Annotated in this window: 17 protein-coding genes; 14 read left to right on the forward strand and 3 right to left on the reverse strand. The window is 35.3% G+C overall.

Features of this window, described 5'->3' with window-relative positions; all coding sequences use genetic code 11:
- The first annotated feature begins 198 nt into the window (after positions 1-198).
- From ASO14_RS01305 to ASO14_RS01365, 12 genes are all read left to right on the forward strand, one after another.
- A complete protein-coding gene (locus ASO14_RS01305; RefSeq protein WP_068450530.1) occupies positions 199-504 on the forward strand; it encodes a winged helix-turn-helix transcriptional regulator in 306 nt (101 codons plus the stop codon).
- A gap of 80 nt (positions 505-584) precedes the next feature.
- Positions 585-1,508 (forward strand): UDP-N-acetylmuramate dehydrogenase, encoded by a 924-nt coding sequence (murB, locus tag ASO14_RS01310; RefSeq protein ID WP_068457183.1) that lies wholly within the window; start codon positions 585-587, stop codon positions 1,506-1,508.
- Positions 1,509-1,598: 90 nt separating this feature from the next.
- Positions 1,599-2,360 carry an exodeoxyribonuclease III gene (locus tag ASO14_RS01315; RefSeq protein ID WP_068450536.1) on the forward strand — a complete coding sequence of 254 codons (762 nt, stop codon included), beginning with the start codon at positions 1,599-1,601 and terminating at the stop codon, positions 2,358-2,360.
- Positions 2,357-2,716 carry a fluoride efflux transporter FluC gene (locus tag ASO14_RS01320; RefSeq protein WP_068450538.1) on the forward strand — a complete coding sequence of 120 codons (360 nt, stop codon included), beginning with the start codon at positions 2,357-2,359 and terminating at the stop codon, positions 2,714-2,716. The genes ASO14_RS01315 and ASO14_RS01320 overlap by 4 nt, the downstream gene beginning before the upstream one ends.
- The gene (locus ASO14_RS01325) at positions 2,713-3,069 is read left to right on the forward strand and encodes a fluoride efflux transporter FluC (protein ID WP_068450540.1); all 357 of its coding nucleotides are present in this window, start codon (positions 2,713-2,715) and stop codon (positions 3,067-3,069) included. The genes ASO14_RS01320 and ASO14_RS01325 overlap by 4 nt, the downstream gene beginning before the upstream one ends.
- Positions 3,070-3,457: 388 nt before the next feature.
- Positions 3,458-4,576, forward strand: coding sequence for a GNAT family N-acetyltransferase (locus ASO14_RS01335; protein ID WP_068450544.1), 1,119 nt, complete (start codon positions 3,458-3,460; stop codon positions 4,574-4,576).
- A gap of 114 nt (positions 4,577-4,690) precedes the next feature.
- Positions 4,691-5,110 (forward strand): transcriptional regulator MntR, encoded by a 420-nt coding sequence (mntR, locus tag ASO14_RS01340; RefSeq protein WP_068450546.1) that lies wholly within the window; start codon positions 4,691-4,693, stop codon positions 5,108-5,110.
- A 38-nt stretch (positions 5,111-5,148) separates the two neighbouring features.
- Positions 5,149-6,003: a CvfB family protein gene (locus ASO14_RS01345; protein WP_068450548.1), complete on the forward strand. Its 855-nt coding sequence runs from the start codon at positions 5,149-5,151 to the stop codon at positions 6,001-6,003.
- Between the two features lie 200 nt (positions 6,004-6,203).
- On the forward strand, positions 6,204-7,139 hold the full coding sequence (locus ASO14_RS01350; RefSeq protein WP_068450550.1) for a DUF1002 domain-containing protein: 936 nt from the start codon (positions 6,204-6,206) through the stop codon (positions 7,137-7,139).
- 131 nt (positions 7,140-7,270) lie between these two features.
- Positions 7,271-8,242 carry a ring-cleaving dioxygenase gene (locus tag ASO14_RS01355; RefSeq protein ID WP_068450552.1) on the forward strand — a complete coding sequence of 324 codons (972 nt, stop codon included), beginning with the start codon at positions 7,271-7,273 and terminating at the stop codon, positions 8,240-8,242.
- Between the two features lie 34 nt (positions 8,243-8,276).
- On the forward strand, positions 8,277-8,564 hold the full coding sequence (locus tag ASO14_RS01360; protein ID WP_068450554.1) for a GNAT family N-acetyltransferase: 288 nt from the start codon (positions 8,277-8,279) through the stop codon (positions 8,562-8,564).
- Positions 8,565-8,675: 111 nt separating this feature from the next.
- On the forward strand, positions 8,676-9,128 hold the full coding sequence (locus ASO14_RS01365; protein WP_068450555.1) for a DUF4064 domain-containing protein: 453 nt from the start codon (positions 8,676-8,678) through the stop codon (positions 9,126-9,128).
- A gap of 24 nt (positions 9,129-9,152) precedes the next feature.
- Here the strand turns inward: ASO14_RS01365 and ASO14_RS01370 are convergent, their stop codons facing one another.
- Entirely contained in the window at positions 9,153-9,764 is a 612-nt protein-coding gene (locus ASO14_RS01370; protein WP_068450556.1) for a TetR/AcrR family transcriptional regulator, read from the reverse strand.
- A 356-nt stretch (positions 9,765-10,120) separates the two neighbouring features.
- Here ASO14_RS01370 and ASO14_RS01375 point away from each other — a divergent pair, with 356 nt between their 5' ends.
- Complete coding sequence (locus ASO14_RS01375) at positions 10,121-10,438, forward strand: hypothetical protein (RefSeq protein ID WP_068450558.1); 318 nt, start codon at positions 10,121-10,123, stop codon at positions 10,436-10,438.
- Positions 10,439-10,499: 61 nt separating this feature from the next.
- Here the strand turns inward: ASO14_RS01375 and ASO14_RS01380 are convergent, their stop codons facing one another.
- The gene (locus ASO14_RS01380) at positions 10,500-12,014 is read right to left on the reverse strand and encodes a succinyl-CoA:acetate CoA-transferase ScpC (protein ID WP_068450560.1); all 1,515 of its coding nucleotides are present in this window, start codon (positions 12,012-12,014) and stop codon (positions 10,500-10,502) included.
- Between the two features lie 265 nt (positions 12,015-12,279).
- On the reverse strand, positions 12,280-12,930 hold the full coding sequence (locus ASO14_RS01385) for a LytTR family DNA-binding domain-containing protein (RefSeq protein WP_068450562.1): 651 nt from the start codon (positions 12,928-12,930) through the stop codon (positions 12,280-12,282).
- A 441-nt stretch (positions 12,931-13,371) separates the two neighbouring features.
- Between ASO14_RS01385 and ASO14_RS01390 the strand changes: the two genes are divergently transcribed.
- Positions 13,372-14,157 carry an AraC family transcriptional regulator gene (locus ASO14_RS01390; protein ID WP_068450564.1) on the forward strand — a complete coding sequence of 262 codons (786 nt, stop codon included), beginning with the start codon at positions 13,372-13,374 and terminating at the stop codon, positions 14,155-14,157.
- The last annotated feature ends 39 nt before the right edge of the window (positions 14,158-14,196 follow it).

Below are 14,196 nucleotides of genomic sequence, written 5' to 3' on the forward strand. Positions count from 1 at the left end.
AGAGTTTTTAATTCGAGATAAAAACATTCGAGGTAATGGAAGATGTTTTGCGACGTTTCTTCACAAATCTTCTACACTCACTTTTTCCCCTTATCCTTATACTGAAACATAAAGATTTGTTCATTTTCGCACAGATCATTATTACAATTAGTCACACACACAAGAAATCTGTACAATAGAAAGTACGAGGTGAAGAAGATGACACAAAAAGAATTATGTCCTCGATTATCCAAAGCGATGGATTTGATTGGGAAGCGTTGGGTCGGTTTAATTTTGTATGATTTATTAGATGGTCCAAGACGTTTTAATCAAATACAATCGAGTTTACCAATTAGTGGGCGTTTACTATCTGAACGTTTAAAGGAATTAGAGAAAGAAGGGATTGTTGAACGTCATGTTCATACAGAAATACCCATTCGCGTAGAATATCAATTAACAGATAAAGGTATGAGTTTAGAAAGCACAATTCGTGCGATTGAAAAATGGTCGAAAGAGTGGCTTTAATGAATAAATACAGGTAGAATGTCTAATGTATATTCACGTTTTAAATGAACTTATTCGAGAAAGGAATGTATGTTTCAACTATGAAATTACAATGGGCAAAAGAACTAGAAGCAATTGTTGACCCTCAGCATATTAAAATTGATGAACCTTTAAATAAATATACAATGACAAAATTAGGAGGGCCTGCGGATGTATTTGTCATGGCGACTACAGAAGAGCAGGCAGGTGCAGTTGTAAAATATGCACGCAAAAATAATATCCCTATTTTCTTATTAGGAAATGGATCGAACATGGTCATTCGTGATGGTGGAATGCGTGGAATCGTACTAAACCTTTCAAAACTAAATCAAATCCATATTGAAGGTACAACTGTATATGCACAATCAGGTGCGCTTATTATTGATGTATCAAAAGCAGCAGCAGCAGAATCACTAACAGGTTTGGAATTCTCATGTGGTATTCCAGGTTCAGTTGGCGGTGCGATGGCGATGAACGCAGGCGCATATGGTGGCGAAATTAATGATGTCATTAAAAGTTGTAAAGTTTTAACACATGAAGGCGATGTAGTTGTTCTGTCAAAAGAAGAATTAGAATTAGGCTATCGTAAAAGTGTGATCCAATCAAAAGGCTTCTACGCACTTTCTTCTGTTTTTGAATTACAAAAAGGCAATAAAGAACAAATTGATGCAACAATTGCAGATTTAACGCATAAACGTACATCAAAACAACCGTTAGAATATCCTTCAGCAGGAAGTGTATTCAAACGCCCTCCAGGCATGTTTGCTGGTAAGTTAATTCAAGATAGTGGCTTACAAGGAAAAGGTGTTGGTGGTGCAGAAGTTTCAACAAAACACGCAGGATTTATCATTAATAAAGGCAATGCAACAGCAACCGACTATATCAAGACAATTGAAATGGTTCAACAAGTTGTGAAAGAAAAATTCGGTGTAGATTTAGAAACAGAAGTGCGTATTGTTGGTGAGGATGTAGCACAACCTAAATAATTTTAAAAAGCTACTAGAAAGTTCGGAACCTTATAAGGAAACGAGCTTTCATAGGAGCTTTTTTACATAGGAAACGGGAGGAAATCATATATGAAATTCGTATCGTGGAATGTAAATGGTATTCGAGCAGTTGTTAAGAAAGGATTTATGGAATACTTTCAAGCTGTCGAGGCAGATTTCTTTTGTATTCAAGAATCAAAATGCCAAGAAGGTCAAATTGAATTAGATTTACCAGGCTATTATCAATACTGGAACTATGCTGAGCGAAAAGGCTATTCTGGTACAGCCATCTTTACTAAGCATAAGCCGCTTTCTGTACATTATGGTGTGGGGGAACAAACAAGTGAAGAAGAAGGTAGGATTATTACGCTTGAATATGAAAAATTTTATCTGGTGAATGTATATACACCCAATACTAAACGTGACTTATCTCGTCTTTCTGGACGTATGGAGTGGGAAGTGGAATTAAAAAATTATTTGCAACAATTAGATGCGAAAAAGCCTGTCATTTACTGTGGAGATTTGAACGTGGCACATGAAGCTATTGATTTAAAAAATCCAAAAACAAATGTAGGTAATGCTGGATTTACAATGGAAGAGCGACAAGCGATGACCGCTTTACTCGAAGCGGGTTTTACAGATACATTCCGTTACCTTTATCCTGAAGAAGAAGGTAAATATAGTTGGTGGTCTTATATGAATAAAGCGCGTGATCGCAATATCGGTTGGCGTATTGATTACTTTATTGTGTCGAACCGAATTGCTCATACGATTCAAAAAGCTGAAATTCATGATGACATTTTAGGGAGTGATCATTGCCCAGTATTACTTCAGTTAAAGGAAAGCGAATGAACTTCTTAGCGGTATTTTTAGGAGGAGCTGTTGGAGCAACCCTTCGCTACTTTGTTATTCTATGGTCACCTGCTGAGGCAGTATTGTGGATTGTGAATATTGTAGGCAGCTTTTCGATGGGGGCTTTACAAGCATACTATTTACAAAAGTTCGCACCCGTTTGGAAAGTATTTTGGACAACGGGCATACTAGGGTCATTTACTACTTTTTCATCTTTTTCAGCGGAATGGTTTACTCATTTTGAAGTAAATCCTTTTTACGCAAGTTTCTATGCAATTGGAATGACAATTAGTTGCTTTCTAGCTGCATCTATAGGTTTTTTACTCCTGCGTAAGAAAGGAGAACAGATAATATGATTTTATGGATTGCACTAGGTGGAGGAATTGGAGCGGTCCTTCGTTACGTAACAGTACTTGTTTTCGAAAAATATCAACAACCTTTTTATATAGCAACCTTCTTTGTGAATATGCTCGGTAGTTTCATTATGGGATTTATGATTATTTATAACATACAAAGTCAAATTGTCTTCGCGTTTATTACGTTAGGTATATTAGGTGGTTATACGACATTCTCTACTTTTGCCTTTGATTTTGTTCGTTTAGCACAACAGAAAAAATATATAACTGCGATAGTTTATACGGGAAGTACACTTATTGTAAGCTTTATCTTCTTTTTAATAGGGCTGTACTTAGGTGGAAGAATTGTATGAATGAAAGAGCCTGGGACAGAACAAAATAATATGTCTCAAATGCGAATAATCCAATCAATTGAACGCGTAGAAAACGACTCCTGCGGGAATAGCATGAGCTGAAAACCCCACAGGAACGTAGTGACGAGGAGTTTGAAGCCATGCCCGCGGAAAGCGTTTTTCGAAGCGGAATTTGATCTGAACGAACAAATCCCGTATGATTTTGAAAAATCATACGGGATTTGTTATGTTGAAAATACTTTTGTCTCAGGAGCTTTTTCAAATACAAATGAAAAATTGAATAATATGCTAGATTTTAATATACTCAATACATTCGAAGAAATGACTTTATTCGAACCTGTATAAAATAAAAATGATTCATATAAAATAGAAAAAAGAGGGAAATACAATGGAATTAAAGGAATGGACGATTGAAGAACAAGAACCATTGATTCAATTTTTAACAACGAATGTATGGCCTTATCATGTGAATTCTCATCCAGGGAGAGAATTAATTGAAAAGGCGATTGAAGAAGGCGGCTATGAGTCAGACGATGTGAAGACGTTTTGGGTAGAGAATACAGATGGTGAAAAAGTAGGTATTGTTCAACTCTATGATTTACAAGATGAAATTCCAATTTTCGATTTAAGAATTGCAGAAAAGTATCGTGAACAAGGTTATGGTCTACAAGCACTTCGATTAGTTTCAGAATATGTTTTTAAATTACCTGGTAAAATTCGTTTAGAAGGTCATACACGTCAAGATAATGTTGCAATGCGTAAAACATTTGAACGTGTAGGCTTTGTGAAGGAAGCGCATTTTAGAAAGGCATGGTACGTACCAAAAGAAGGTGAATACTACGATGCAATCACATATGGTATTACACGCGAAGATTTTTTATCGGGTGTAAAAACGCCAGTTTGCTGGGATGACGTAACAGAGGAACGTCCAAAGCCTCAAATTAATTGGGACTTTGAATCGAGCTTTGAGTCAGAGCGCTTAATGATTCGCATGCCAGAATTAGATGATACAGATGCTGTATTTGAAGCACAAAAGCGTTCTGCGCGTTCTTTAAAAGCCTATATGCCATGGGCTCAAAAAGAAGCTATACGTGAAGAAGTACGTGCAACATTACGTGAAGCAAATGCGAATTTCTTAGCACGAAAAGATTTACGCCTCCACGTATTTTTAAAAGAAACAGGAGAGTTTGTTGGAAGTTCAGGGCTACATCGAATTGATTGGGAAATTCCGAAATTTGAGATTGGTTATTGGATTGATGACCGTTTTGAAGGGAATGGGTATATGACGGAAGCAGTCAAACGTATTACAGAGTTTGCTTTCGAAGAATTAAGTGCGAAACGAATTGAAATTCGCTGTGATCGAGATAATGTTCGTAGTCGTGCTGTTGCAGAAAGAACGGGATACGAACTAGAAGGTATTTTACGAAATGATTGTTTAGATGCAAGTGGTCTTCACCTTCGTGATACCTGTGTTTACGCTAAAATTGATGAAAGTTCTTCTCATTGATTTCAAAAAAAGTTCTGATTAGTACAAATAATTGACCTTTCTCTTGAAGTAGTTACGTTTTATGTTTCCATGTAGTAAGATAGAAGGATAAGACATTGAAAGAGAGGGAACTAGATGCCGACACCTAGTATGGAAGATCACATCGAACAGATTTATTTATTAATTGATCAGAAGGGCTATGCACGTGTATCGGATATCGCAGAAGCTCTATCAGTGCTTCCTTCTTCTGTTACAAAGATGGTTCAGAAGTTAGATAAGGATGGCTATTTAGTGTATGAGCGTTATCGTGGTTTAACTTTAACTTCAAAAGGTACGAAGCTAGGAAAGAGATTAGTCGATCGCCATAGCTTATTAGAAAAGTTATTGCGTCTCATTGGTGTGAATGAGGAGTTAATTTATCATGATGTGGAAGGAATCGAGCATCATTTAAGTTGGAATTCAATTGATCGAATAGCAGATCTGATTCAAGTGCTAGAAGAAAATCCCGAGTTTCTTCAAAAGCTTGAAGTTGTTAGGAATCAACAAGAAGATTAACAACAAAACCCGTTCTTTAGTGCGAAAGGAGTCATAAAGTGACACAATTACAAGTAGGCGACGTTACAAAATTAGTCGTAAAGGAAATTTTAGATTCAAAATATATTTTAACGAATGATGAGGTAGATATTCCGTTAAATGCATCAGATGTAGAAGAACTTCAATTGAATGATCATGTTGAAGTATTCTTATATGCTGACCGTCGTGGCGACTTAGCTGCAACAACAGCAATCCCGCATATCTTAAAAGATGAATATGGTTTTGCAAAAGTATTACATGTAAGTGAACATGATGGTGCAAAAATCGATATCGGTACTTCGCGTGAAGTATTCGTTCCAGCAGAAGATCTACCAACACTTCGTGAATTATGGCCAGAGCCAGGCGATCATCTATATGTAACATTACGTGTTGATCGTAATGGTGGACTATTTGGTCGTTTAATTAATGAAGATCGTTTTTTAGAGCTTTATGAAGACGCAGACCCATCATTATTCAATCAAAATATTGTAGCGAGACCATATCGTTTATTACCTGTAGGTACATTTTTAATTGGTGTTGATGTACCATACCGTATTTTTGTTCATGAATCAGAGCGTAAAGCAGAACCAAGACTAGGTGCTGACGTAACCGTTCGCGTGATTGAAGTAAAAGAAGACGGTACAGTGAACGCTTCCATGTTACCACGTGTATATGAACGTTTATCAGAAGATGCAGATCAAATTTTTGCCTACCTTCAAGAAGCAGGCGGTAAAATGCCATTCGGTGATAAATCCTCACCTGAAGAAATTAAAGAGATGTTTAACATGAGTAAAGGAGCTTTCAAGCGTGCATTAGGTACATTAATGAAAGCAGGAAGAATTGTTCAAGAAGATGGATGGACTATTCTAAAATAACTTCTATTCGAAGTCATTCCAACTCCCCTCTCATTTTAACAGGAGGAGCCGTAGCTTTATGCGTAGGTATCCTCCTTTTTTTCATACTCAATTGTATAAAAAAGATGTTATAAATGAATAAAGAAACCTTTCCCTTATTTTTTCGTATTATTGTATAGCGTGAGAGAAGCAGAAGAATTTGTAAAGGAGTGTAAGAATACATGAAAAAGCAAGTAATCGCAGTTGTAGCAGCTATTGGTCTGGCAACAACGTCTATTGCAGCACCAACAATTAGTTTAGCTAGTACAGCTACACAAACGAATAAAGATGCAGTAAATGAAAAACTAGGTGTACCAATCGCTGTATATGGTGATTCATTAACAGCAGATGAAAAAGAAAAAGTGAAGAAAAGTTTAAATGTAGCAGCAGATGAGGAAACAGAAGAAATCACTGTTACAGGAGCGGATATTGCGAAGTATATTCAAGATGGTAATCCACGCGCAAGATTATACTCATCAGCAAAAATCACGCCACAAGATAAAGGCAAAGGCTTAGCGATTAATATTGTCACACCAGATGATATTACAGAAGTAACGTCTGATATGTATGCCAATGCAATGTTAACTGCAGGTGTAGATGATGCAAAAGTAGATGTAGCGGCACCAAAACCTGTAACAGGACATTCTGCATTAGCAGGTATTTATAAAGCATATGAATCAACAACAGGTAAAAAGCTCGATAAAGACCGTACAGATGTAGCAAACCAAGAGTTAAATGTAGCAACAGGTTTAGCAAAAAATTCAAATGTTTCAGATGAAAAAGTAAGTCAGTTACTAACAGAAATTAAGCAAGAAATTGCAAAACAAAAGCCAGCTACAAAAGAAGAAGTAGCTCAAATTGTCGATGATAAACTAAGCACATTAAACATTCAACTAAGCGACCAAGATCGTCAAATGCTAGTTGATTTAATGGATAAAATCAGTAAATTAGACATCGACTTTAGTAAATGGTCTTCACAACTAGATGACTTAAATAACACAATCAAAGATAAACTAGACAATATCAAAAATGATATTAATAGTGATACTGGTTTCTGGGCGAGTGTGAAGAACTTCTTCCAAAACCTTGTAGATACAGTAAAAGGTTGGTTTAACTAATTAGATAAAAGCAATTGATGTAGAGCTAAAAACATCAATTGCTTTTTATTTTGCAATTTAAAATAAAGCATGTTAAGATAAATGCAATAAATATCTCGAATTCAAGATAATTTTTAAAAGGAGTGTTTTATATGACATTACAATTAGGTGGTATTCACCACGTATCTTCTATTACTTCACATATCGAACGAAATCACGATTTTTTCACACGTATTTTAGGAATGCGTCTAGTTAAAAAAACTGTAAATCAGGATAATACATCTTCATATCATTTATTTTATGCGGATGCAGTTGGAACACCAGGTACAGATATGACATACTTCGATATCCCAATGGCAGGTAGAACACATGAAGGTGTATCGAGTATTAATAGCACAGCATTTCGTGTGAAATCAGAAGAAGCACTAGCATTTTGGGTTCAACGCTTCGATGAGCTTGGTGTTGAACACGGAGAAATTGAAGAACGTTTTGGACGTAAAGTATTGCCGTTTCGAGACGAAGACTTGGCGCGTTTTTTACTTGTTGTAGATGACGGTTCGGGCATTCCATATGGAGAGCCTTGGAAAGTGGATGATATTCCACTTGAATATGCGATTGTTGGATTAGGTGGTGTGACATTGACACTGCGTAATACACAGGCGACAGAACGTGTTTTAACAAAAGTACTTGGTTTTGAATATATCGGAAGCTATCCATCACTTGTGCCAAACCAACCGAACATCTTAGTATTTTCAACAGGTCTTGGAGGACCAGCAGGAGAAGTGCATATTGAACAAAGACTCGATTTACCGATGGAAAGACCAGGTAGAGGCAGTGTGCATCACGTTGCGTTTAGAGTAAACAATTTTGAGGAATATGATGAATGGGTTAAAAAATTTGATGAACTTGGTTATGTAACATCTGGAAAAGTAGACCGTTACTATTTCCGTTCAATGTATTATCGTGATCCAAACGGCATTCTGTTTGAACTAGCAACAGATGAACCAGGTTTTGATGCAGATGAACCATTAGATGAAATGGGAAATAAATTAGCACTTCCACCATTTTTAGAACCGAAACGTACAGAAATAGAAGCGAGTCTTCATCCACTTAAAATTCAATAAATTGTGGTAAACTATGGAAAAGGAGGTTGATGAAATGGAATTTAGTTTAAAACAAGACGGAAATCAAGGTGCTTATATCCATGAAGTCAATGGAGAAAATGTTGCTGAAATTACGTGGACGCAATTAGGTGATGTTATGGTGATGGATCATACATTCGTAGATGATTCGCTTCGAGGGCAAGGTGTTGCCAAACAATTATTAGATACTGCAGCGAACTACGCGCGTAAAAATCATTATAAAATGGAGCCAGTTTGTTCATATGTTGTCGCAGCTTTCGAGCGTTCGAACACATATGATGACATAAAAGTATCAAAAGCATGAAACCAAAAGCCATCTTTTCCGTAGATTTACATGGGAAGATGGTTTCTTTTTATGAAATTATTTGAAATTAACCCAATAATATGTAGAATAAAAAATTGAAAGGATGAGAATATGAAAAGAACTGTAGAAAAAGTATTAACGATGGCAGCAATCATCTGTAGTGTACTAGGAATAGGTTTAATGTCTGTTATAATCTTCGGTATTGGCGTCGTTTTTGATGATCCAAATACGGTTGAAGAAATTGTAGTCGAACAAAATCAGACAGGGCAAGAACAAATAACTGTTGAGGAGATGCAAGAAGCTATTGATGTCATTCAACCGTTCGTTAATACATTTGGTTGGGTGATTGTCGCATTATTAGTGATTTCAGTTGTTTTAGGTATTATCGCGTTTGTTTATCTAATGAAGAATAAAAGCATGAACGCAACAGGTGGTCTATTAATCGCAGCAGGTGTACTATCAGGATTGATTAGTATTACATCAATTTTATATTATATCGCAGCAATTATGTGCTTTGTACGTAAACCAAAGCCAACCGATCAAACATTACCACCTATGCAATAAGAAAAAGAACAGGAGAAGTGCAGATTACTGCAATTTCTCCTGTTCTTTTTTTAACAGCTCACCTTGAATGAGTTGAAAGATAGTTTTCTTAATATGCTCTGGCACATGTGTGAATTCAGTTTCAGGCTTATAAATAAAGGTATGTTGTACCATCGACAATGTTGCACCGATAATACCAACTTGTAATAACTTCAAATCGATTTCCATTATTCGACCTTGTTTCATTCGCCTTAAAATTTCATGATCTCCATGTGTTAATTCATATAAACTCGTTGTATATTGTTCTGATAGCTCAGGGTGGCGAACCGCTTCCGTAAATAAAATTGTAAATTGTGGACGGTTAGCAAAAATCTTTTCAAGTAAATCAGAAGTCCATAGTTGAATTAATTCATCATTCGGCAAAGAAATAAGTTCTTCTTTTGTACGATTAAATAAAACACTTGGTTGAACAGTAGCTAATAATAAATCATGTTTATTTTTAAAATATTTATACATAGCAGCTTCCGAAATATCAGCCTGCTTTGCAATTTGTGCTGTTGATGTACAGTCGTAGCCTTGACGATAAAATAGACTGCGCGCGATATGTAAAATACGTTGTTTCGTTAGATTTCCTTTTGTACTCTTTGGTTCATACATATTGAATCACCTCAAATGAGCAAATACGTCATAAAAAAAGAGAGTAGTTTCCGCTACCCCCTCTAGATGAAGTTAAAATCGAAAAATCCGTTCAACAACTAAGACGAGCGAACAGATTATTGACGAGATTCTAATTCTCTCTACATAAAAGTTAGTGTTCACTAACTCTAGAATCCTTATATATTATACATACAAAATATAGGTAATGTAAACAATTTATTTCAAAAAAAATAGAATTTGTATCATTTGAAATATTAGGTCACTTAAATGTAATATAGAAAATAGTAAATGTTAGGTTGAGGAAAAGTTGTTTCGGGTATAATAGTTTTAATGAACTTAACTGGGAGGAATTTATTATGAGTAAAAAGAAAACATTATTATTAGCAAGTTTAGCAGCAGGAGCTTATGCATACTTAAAGAAACCAGAAAATCGTGAAAAAGCATTAGCTGCTTTCAACAGCACAAAAGATAAAGTAAATGAGTACGTAAATGCCAATAAAGATAAAACAGGTGAAGAGCGTCATAATGATGAAAAAGTTGTACATGCAACACACTATGATGATAGCATTACTGGTAATCCTGAAAAAGACTACAAAATTGAAGAAAATGAAATGGTAGCAGAAGGCGGTTTAACATCTGTTCAATACCAAAATGAAGAACAAGAGAAGAAATAATTGTGTAAAAGAAAAGGAATCACGTCCTCATAGCGACGCGATTCCTTTTTTGTATCATAAATTAAGCGTGTACTGGAGGAAGCATTTGACCATATTGAGCTAGGTTCGTATGGAATGAGAATGCTTTTTCAAGTACATGAGGTGTGTGCCCGCCGCGTGTATTCGCTTCTTCTAAGTAAGCGCGTAACGCTGGTTTATAATCAGGGTGTACACATTTTTCGATAATTAGTTCAGCGCGTTCGCGTGGAGCTAAACCGCGTAAATCAGCTAAACCTTGTTCAGTTACAACAACATCTACATCATGTTCGTTGTGGTCAACGTGTGAAACGAATGGTACAACAGATGAGATTTTGCCTTCTTTAGCATATGATTTTGTAATGAAGATGGACGTACGTGCAGCACGAGCGAAGTCACCAGAACCGCCGATACCATTCATCATTTTATTACCTGCTACATGTGTAGAGTTTACGTTACCATAAATATCAAACTCAAGTGCTGTATTCATCGCGATCAAGCCCATACGACGAACTAATTCAGGATGGTTTGAAATCTCTTGTGGGCGTAAGCAAAGTTTATCTTTATAACGTTCTAAGTTACCAAATACAGCGTCTAATTTTTCGGCTGTAAGAGAAGTCGCACAACCAGAAGCGAATTTTACTTTACCAGCATCGATTAAATCGAATACAGAGTCTTGTAGTACTTCTGAATAAACTTCTAAGTCTTTGAATTCTGAGTTTGCCATACCGCCAAGAACAGCATTTGCTACAGAACCAACACCTGATTGTAATGGTGCAAGAGTTTCTGTTAGACGACCTTCTTTTACTTCTTTACGGAAGAAGTCGATAATATGATCTGCGATTTGTTGTGTTTCATCGTCAATTGCAGTCATTGTAGTTGGTGTATCTACTTGATCTGTTAATACGATTGCAGCTACTTTATCAAAGTCTAATGGAATACCGATTGTACCAATGCGATCTGAAGCGTTTACAAGTGGAATCGGTCCACGTTCGCCCTGTGCTTCTGGTACATAAATATCATGAATACCTTCTAATTGTTCATATGAAGCCAAGTTTAACTCAATGATAACTTTTTTAGCTGTTTGAACATAGATTGGTGAGTTACCAACAGAAGTTGTTGGGATTAACATACCATCTTCAGTAATTGCGACAGCTTCTACTACAGCAACATCAATTGCATCGATAGCATTTTGACGTAAGTATTCAGCTGTTACTGATAAATGTTGGTCCACAAAATACATATCTTGCTTATTGATATGACTGCGCATTGTGCGGTCTAATTGGAATGGAAGACGTTTATTAACGATTCCAGCGTCTGACATTAAAGCATCAATATCTGAACCTAATGAAGCACCTGTGAATACGTTTACTTTAAATTTTTCACCAGCATTTGCACGATCAACTAATGCCATTGGAATAGCTTTAGCATCTCCAGCACGAGTGAAGCCACTTAAACCAAGAGTCATACCATCTGTAATAATACGAGCCGCTTCTTCAGCAGACATTACTTTATGAGCAAGTGCTGTGGCGCGTAATCTTTCTTCAACTTTTGCAACCATGAAAAACTCCCCTTTTCTATCTAGAATAAATATTATTTTTTTGGAAAATTTAGTTCAAAAAAATTTTATCACTAAATTGTCACATATAGTTCTTTAATGCATGAAAGGGTTTAAAAAATGATTAATAGGGAAAATATTTGCTGAAAATAGAAAATAGAATATTTCTACAATATAGTTTTAACAATACAATAACAAATGAAATATGGTATAAAAAAGAAAAAATCCAAAGTAGCTATTAAAAGCATACTTTGGATTTACATATAAACTAAAAACCTAAAGAGCGACGGAAGTAACTTGCATAGCGTTGGCTGACAGGTATTCTTGTGCCGTCTTTCATGATTAATAAAAATGTTGAATGTGAGTCTGGTTGGATTTCATCGATGAAATCAATGTTAACGATATATGAGCGATGGCATCGAATAAAGGTATCTGGCGATAAGAATAATTCTAAATCACTTAAATTTAAACGGTGGTAACCTTCTTTAGACATCGTCTTAACGAAAGTTTTGCGAAGTTGTGTTTCTAAGTAGATCACTTCATTGTGTTTTACAGGGTACCAGCAATCATCAATTTTGACTGTAATATAATTTGTTAAGAATGGTGATGGCTTTTGTGGGAATACCGCTGTAATTGCACCTTTTGGCTCGCCTTCTTCCATAAGTGGAATTGACATACCGTAATAAGGAACACCAAAGATATCTGGTTCAATAAATGAATTAATTTTTTGACCATAATCTAGTGCTTTATGTGTTGCCGAACCTTCTGGAATTGGGTCACCCGGCTTGATTTTTAAATCAATCTTTTTACTTGGTTGATAATAAAGATACTCTTTTGTGTCTGAAACAACAATTGATGTATTGTCCGGGAAAAACTCCTTAATAACCTCTATCAATTCCTCAATTGATCTTGGATCCATTAATTCATACCTCGTTTCTTTCCTTGTCTTCTCATAATCTTATTTTACACACTATTATAACATTTTACTACATCAATGAGGTAAATTTAAGAAAAGAAAATAAAACAACCTGAAAAAAGTAGTTATATGATAAAATTGAACGATAAATAGCTTCATTTTATGGAATTACAGTCGAAAAAAATAGTATATATCTGTGAAAAAAATGCAAAATTTATCATAAAAAACAGGAACGTGGTCTTTCCCTTTAATTAATATTAATGTATAATTTTTATAAAAAACAGGTATTTTGTGTGTAAGGAAAGTAAGTATAAAGGCTCAATTTATATTTTTTTACATTTTTTGTGTGAATAGGGTTAAAACTATTTTCATATTACTATTTTCGTTATATAGTATAAAGTGGGTTATTACAAAATGCGTAATTTTAGAAAGATGGGGAAGCTTATGCTACAACACCAATATTCGATTTCAGAAGCTATTTCAAAGCGATACTTTCAAGAAATTGAAACGATGAATCGCTACGATGGTATCGACAAATTCTTTGATATTGAAGCGCAATTAGTAAGAGAAATTTATCAATTAGAAGAAGAAGCTGCAAAAGAAACACTAGGCAAGCTAATTGATATTCTTTCAGAGCGTTCAGGCAAGCACTTTTTCCGAGCAATTCGACACTACTTCGTTGTTTTATCTTCTGTGGTAACACGCAAATTAGTAGAGAATCAAGCTCCATTTAAAAAAGCATTTGCATTTAACGCAGCATGCGTAGAGATGATTGATGAAAGAATGAACGATGCTGAATTTTTACAGTTCGCAGATGACTTAATTGAATTTTACATTTATGTAATTTCAGAAAGAAAACAGCCTTCTTATAAGCATCAAACTGTAAACAAAGTAATTATGTACATAGATGACGAAGTAGAGACTGACTTATCAGTTGAAGATATTGCACTTCATTTCTCAATCAGTACATCACATTTATCTCGAATTTTTAAGGAACATGTGGGCATTACATTAGTTGAATATTTAAATGTACGTCGTGTGGAAGAATCACAGTATTACTTGCGTCATACGAACAAAAGTATTTCAAACATTTCTGAGCAATTCCACTTCTGTAACCAAAGTTATTACACGCGAATTTTCAAAAAATATGTTGGGTTAACACCAAAACATTTCCGCGATCAAGTTGATCATGAGTATTTCCGTTTTCAACTACCAGAAAGAATTTTATAAAATGTCTTAAATGTACCTTTCTTTGATTTGATTAATTGT

The organism is Kurthia sp. 11kri321 (assembly GCF_001534765.1).
Lineage (GTDB): Bacteria > Bacillota > Bacilli > Bacillales_A > Planococcaceae > Kurthia > Kurthia gibsonii.

What these genes read in the sequence shown, in the direction of transcription:
- ASO14_RS01305 (WP_068450530.1), top strand. Translation starts at nt 199, where the DNA reads ATGACACAAAAAGAATTATGTCCTCGATTATCCAAAGCGATGGATTTG.
- murB (WP_068457183.1), top strand. Translation starts at nt 585, where the DNA reads ATGAAATTACAATGGGCAAAAGAACTAGAAGCAATTGTTGACCCTCAG.
- ASO14_RS01315 (WP_068450536.1), top strand. Translation starts at nt 1,599, where the DNA reads ATGAAATTCGTATCGTGGAATGTAAATGGTATTCGAGCAGTTGTTAAG.
- ASO14_RS01320 (WP_068450538.1), top strand. Translation starts at nt 2,357, where the DNA reads ATGAACTTCTTAGCGGTATTTTTAGGAGGAGCTGTTGGAGCAACCCTT.
- ASO14_RS01325 (WP_068450540.1), top strand. Translation starts at nt 2,713, where the DNA reads ATGATTTTATGGATTGCACTAGGTGGAGGAATTGGAGCGGTCCTTCGT.
- ASO14_RS01335 (WP_068450544.1), top strand. Translation starts at nt 3,458, where the DNA reads ATGGAATTAAAGGAATGGACGATTGAAGAACAAGAACCATTGATTCAA.
- mntR (WP_068450546.1), top strand. Translation starts at nt 4,691, where the DNA reads ATGCCGACACCTAGTATGGAAGATCACATCGAACAGATTTATTTATTA.
- ASO14_RS01350 (WP_068450550.1), top strand. Translation starts at nt 6,204, where the DNA reads ATGAAAAAGCAAGTAATCGCAGTTGTAGCAGCTATTGGTCTGGCAACA.
- ASO14_RS01355 (WP_068450552.1), top strand. Translation starts at nt 7,271, where the DNA reads ATGACATTACAATTAGGTGGTATTCACCACGTATCTTCTATTACTTCA.
- ASO14_RS01360 (WP_068450554.1), top strand. Translation starts at nt 8,277, where the DNA reads ATGGAATTTAGTTTAAAACAAGACGGAAATCAAGGTGCTTATATCCAT.
- ASO14_RS01365 (WP_068450555.1), top strand. Translation starts at nt 8,676, where the DNA reads ATGAAAAGAACTGTAGAAAAAGTATTAACGATGGCAGCAATCATCTGT.
- ASO14_RS01370 (WP_068450556.1), bottom strand. Translation starts at nt 9,764, where the DNA reads ATGTATGAACCAAAGAGTACAAAAGGAAATCTAACGAAACAACGTATT.
- ASO14_RS01375 (WP_068450558.1), top strand. Translation starts at nt 10,121, where the DNA reads ATGAGTAAAAAGAAAACATTATTATTAGCAAGTTTAGCAGCAGGAGCT.
- ASO14_RS01380 (WP_068450560.1), bottom strand. Translation starts at nt 12,014, where the DNA reads ATGGTTGCAAAAGTTGAAGAAAGATTACGCGCCACAGCACTTGCTCAT.
- ASO14_RS01385 (WP_068450562.1), bottom strand. Translation starts at nt 12,930, where the DNA reads ATGGATCCAAGATCAATTGAGGAATTGATAGAGGTTATTAAGGAGTTT.
- ASO14_RS01390 (WP_068450564.1), top strand. Translation starts at nt 13,372, where the DNA reads ATGCTACAACACCAATATTCGATTTCAGAAGCTATTTCAAAGCGATAC.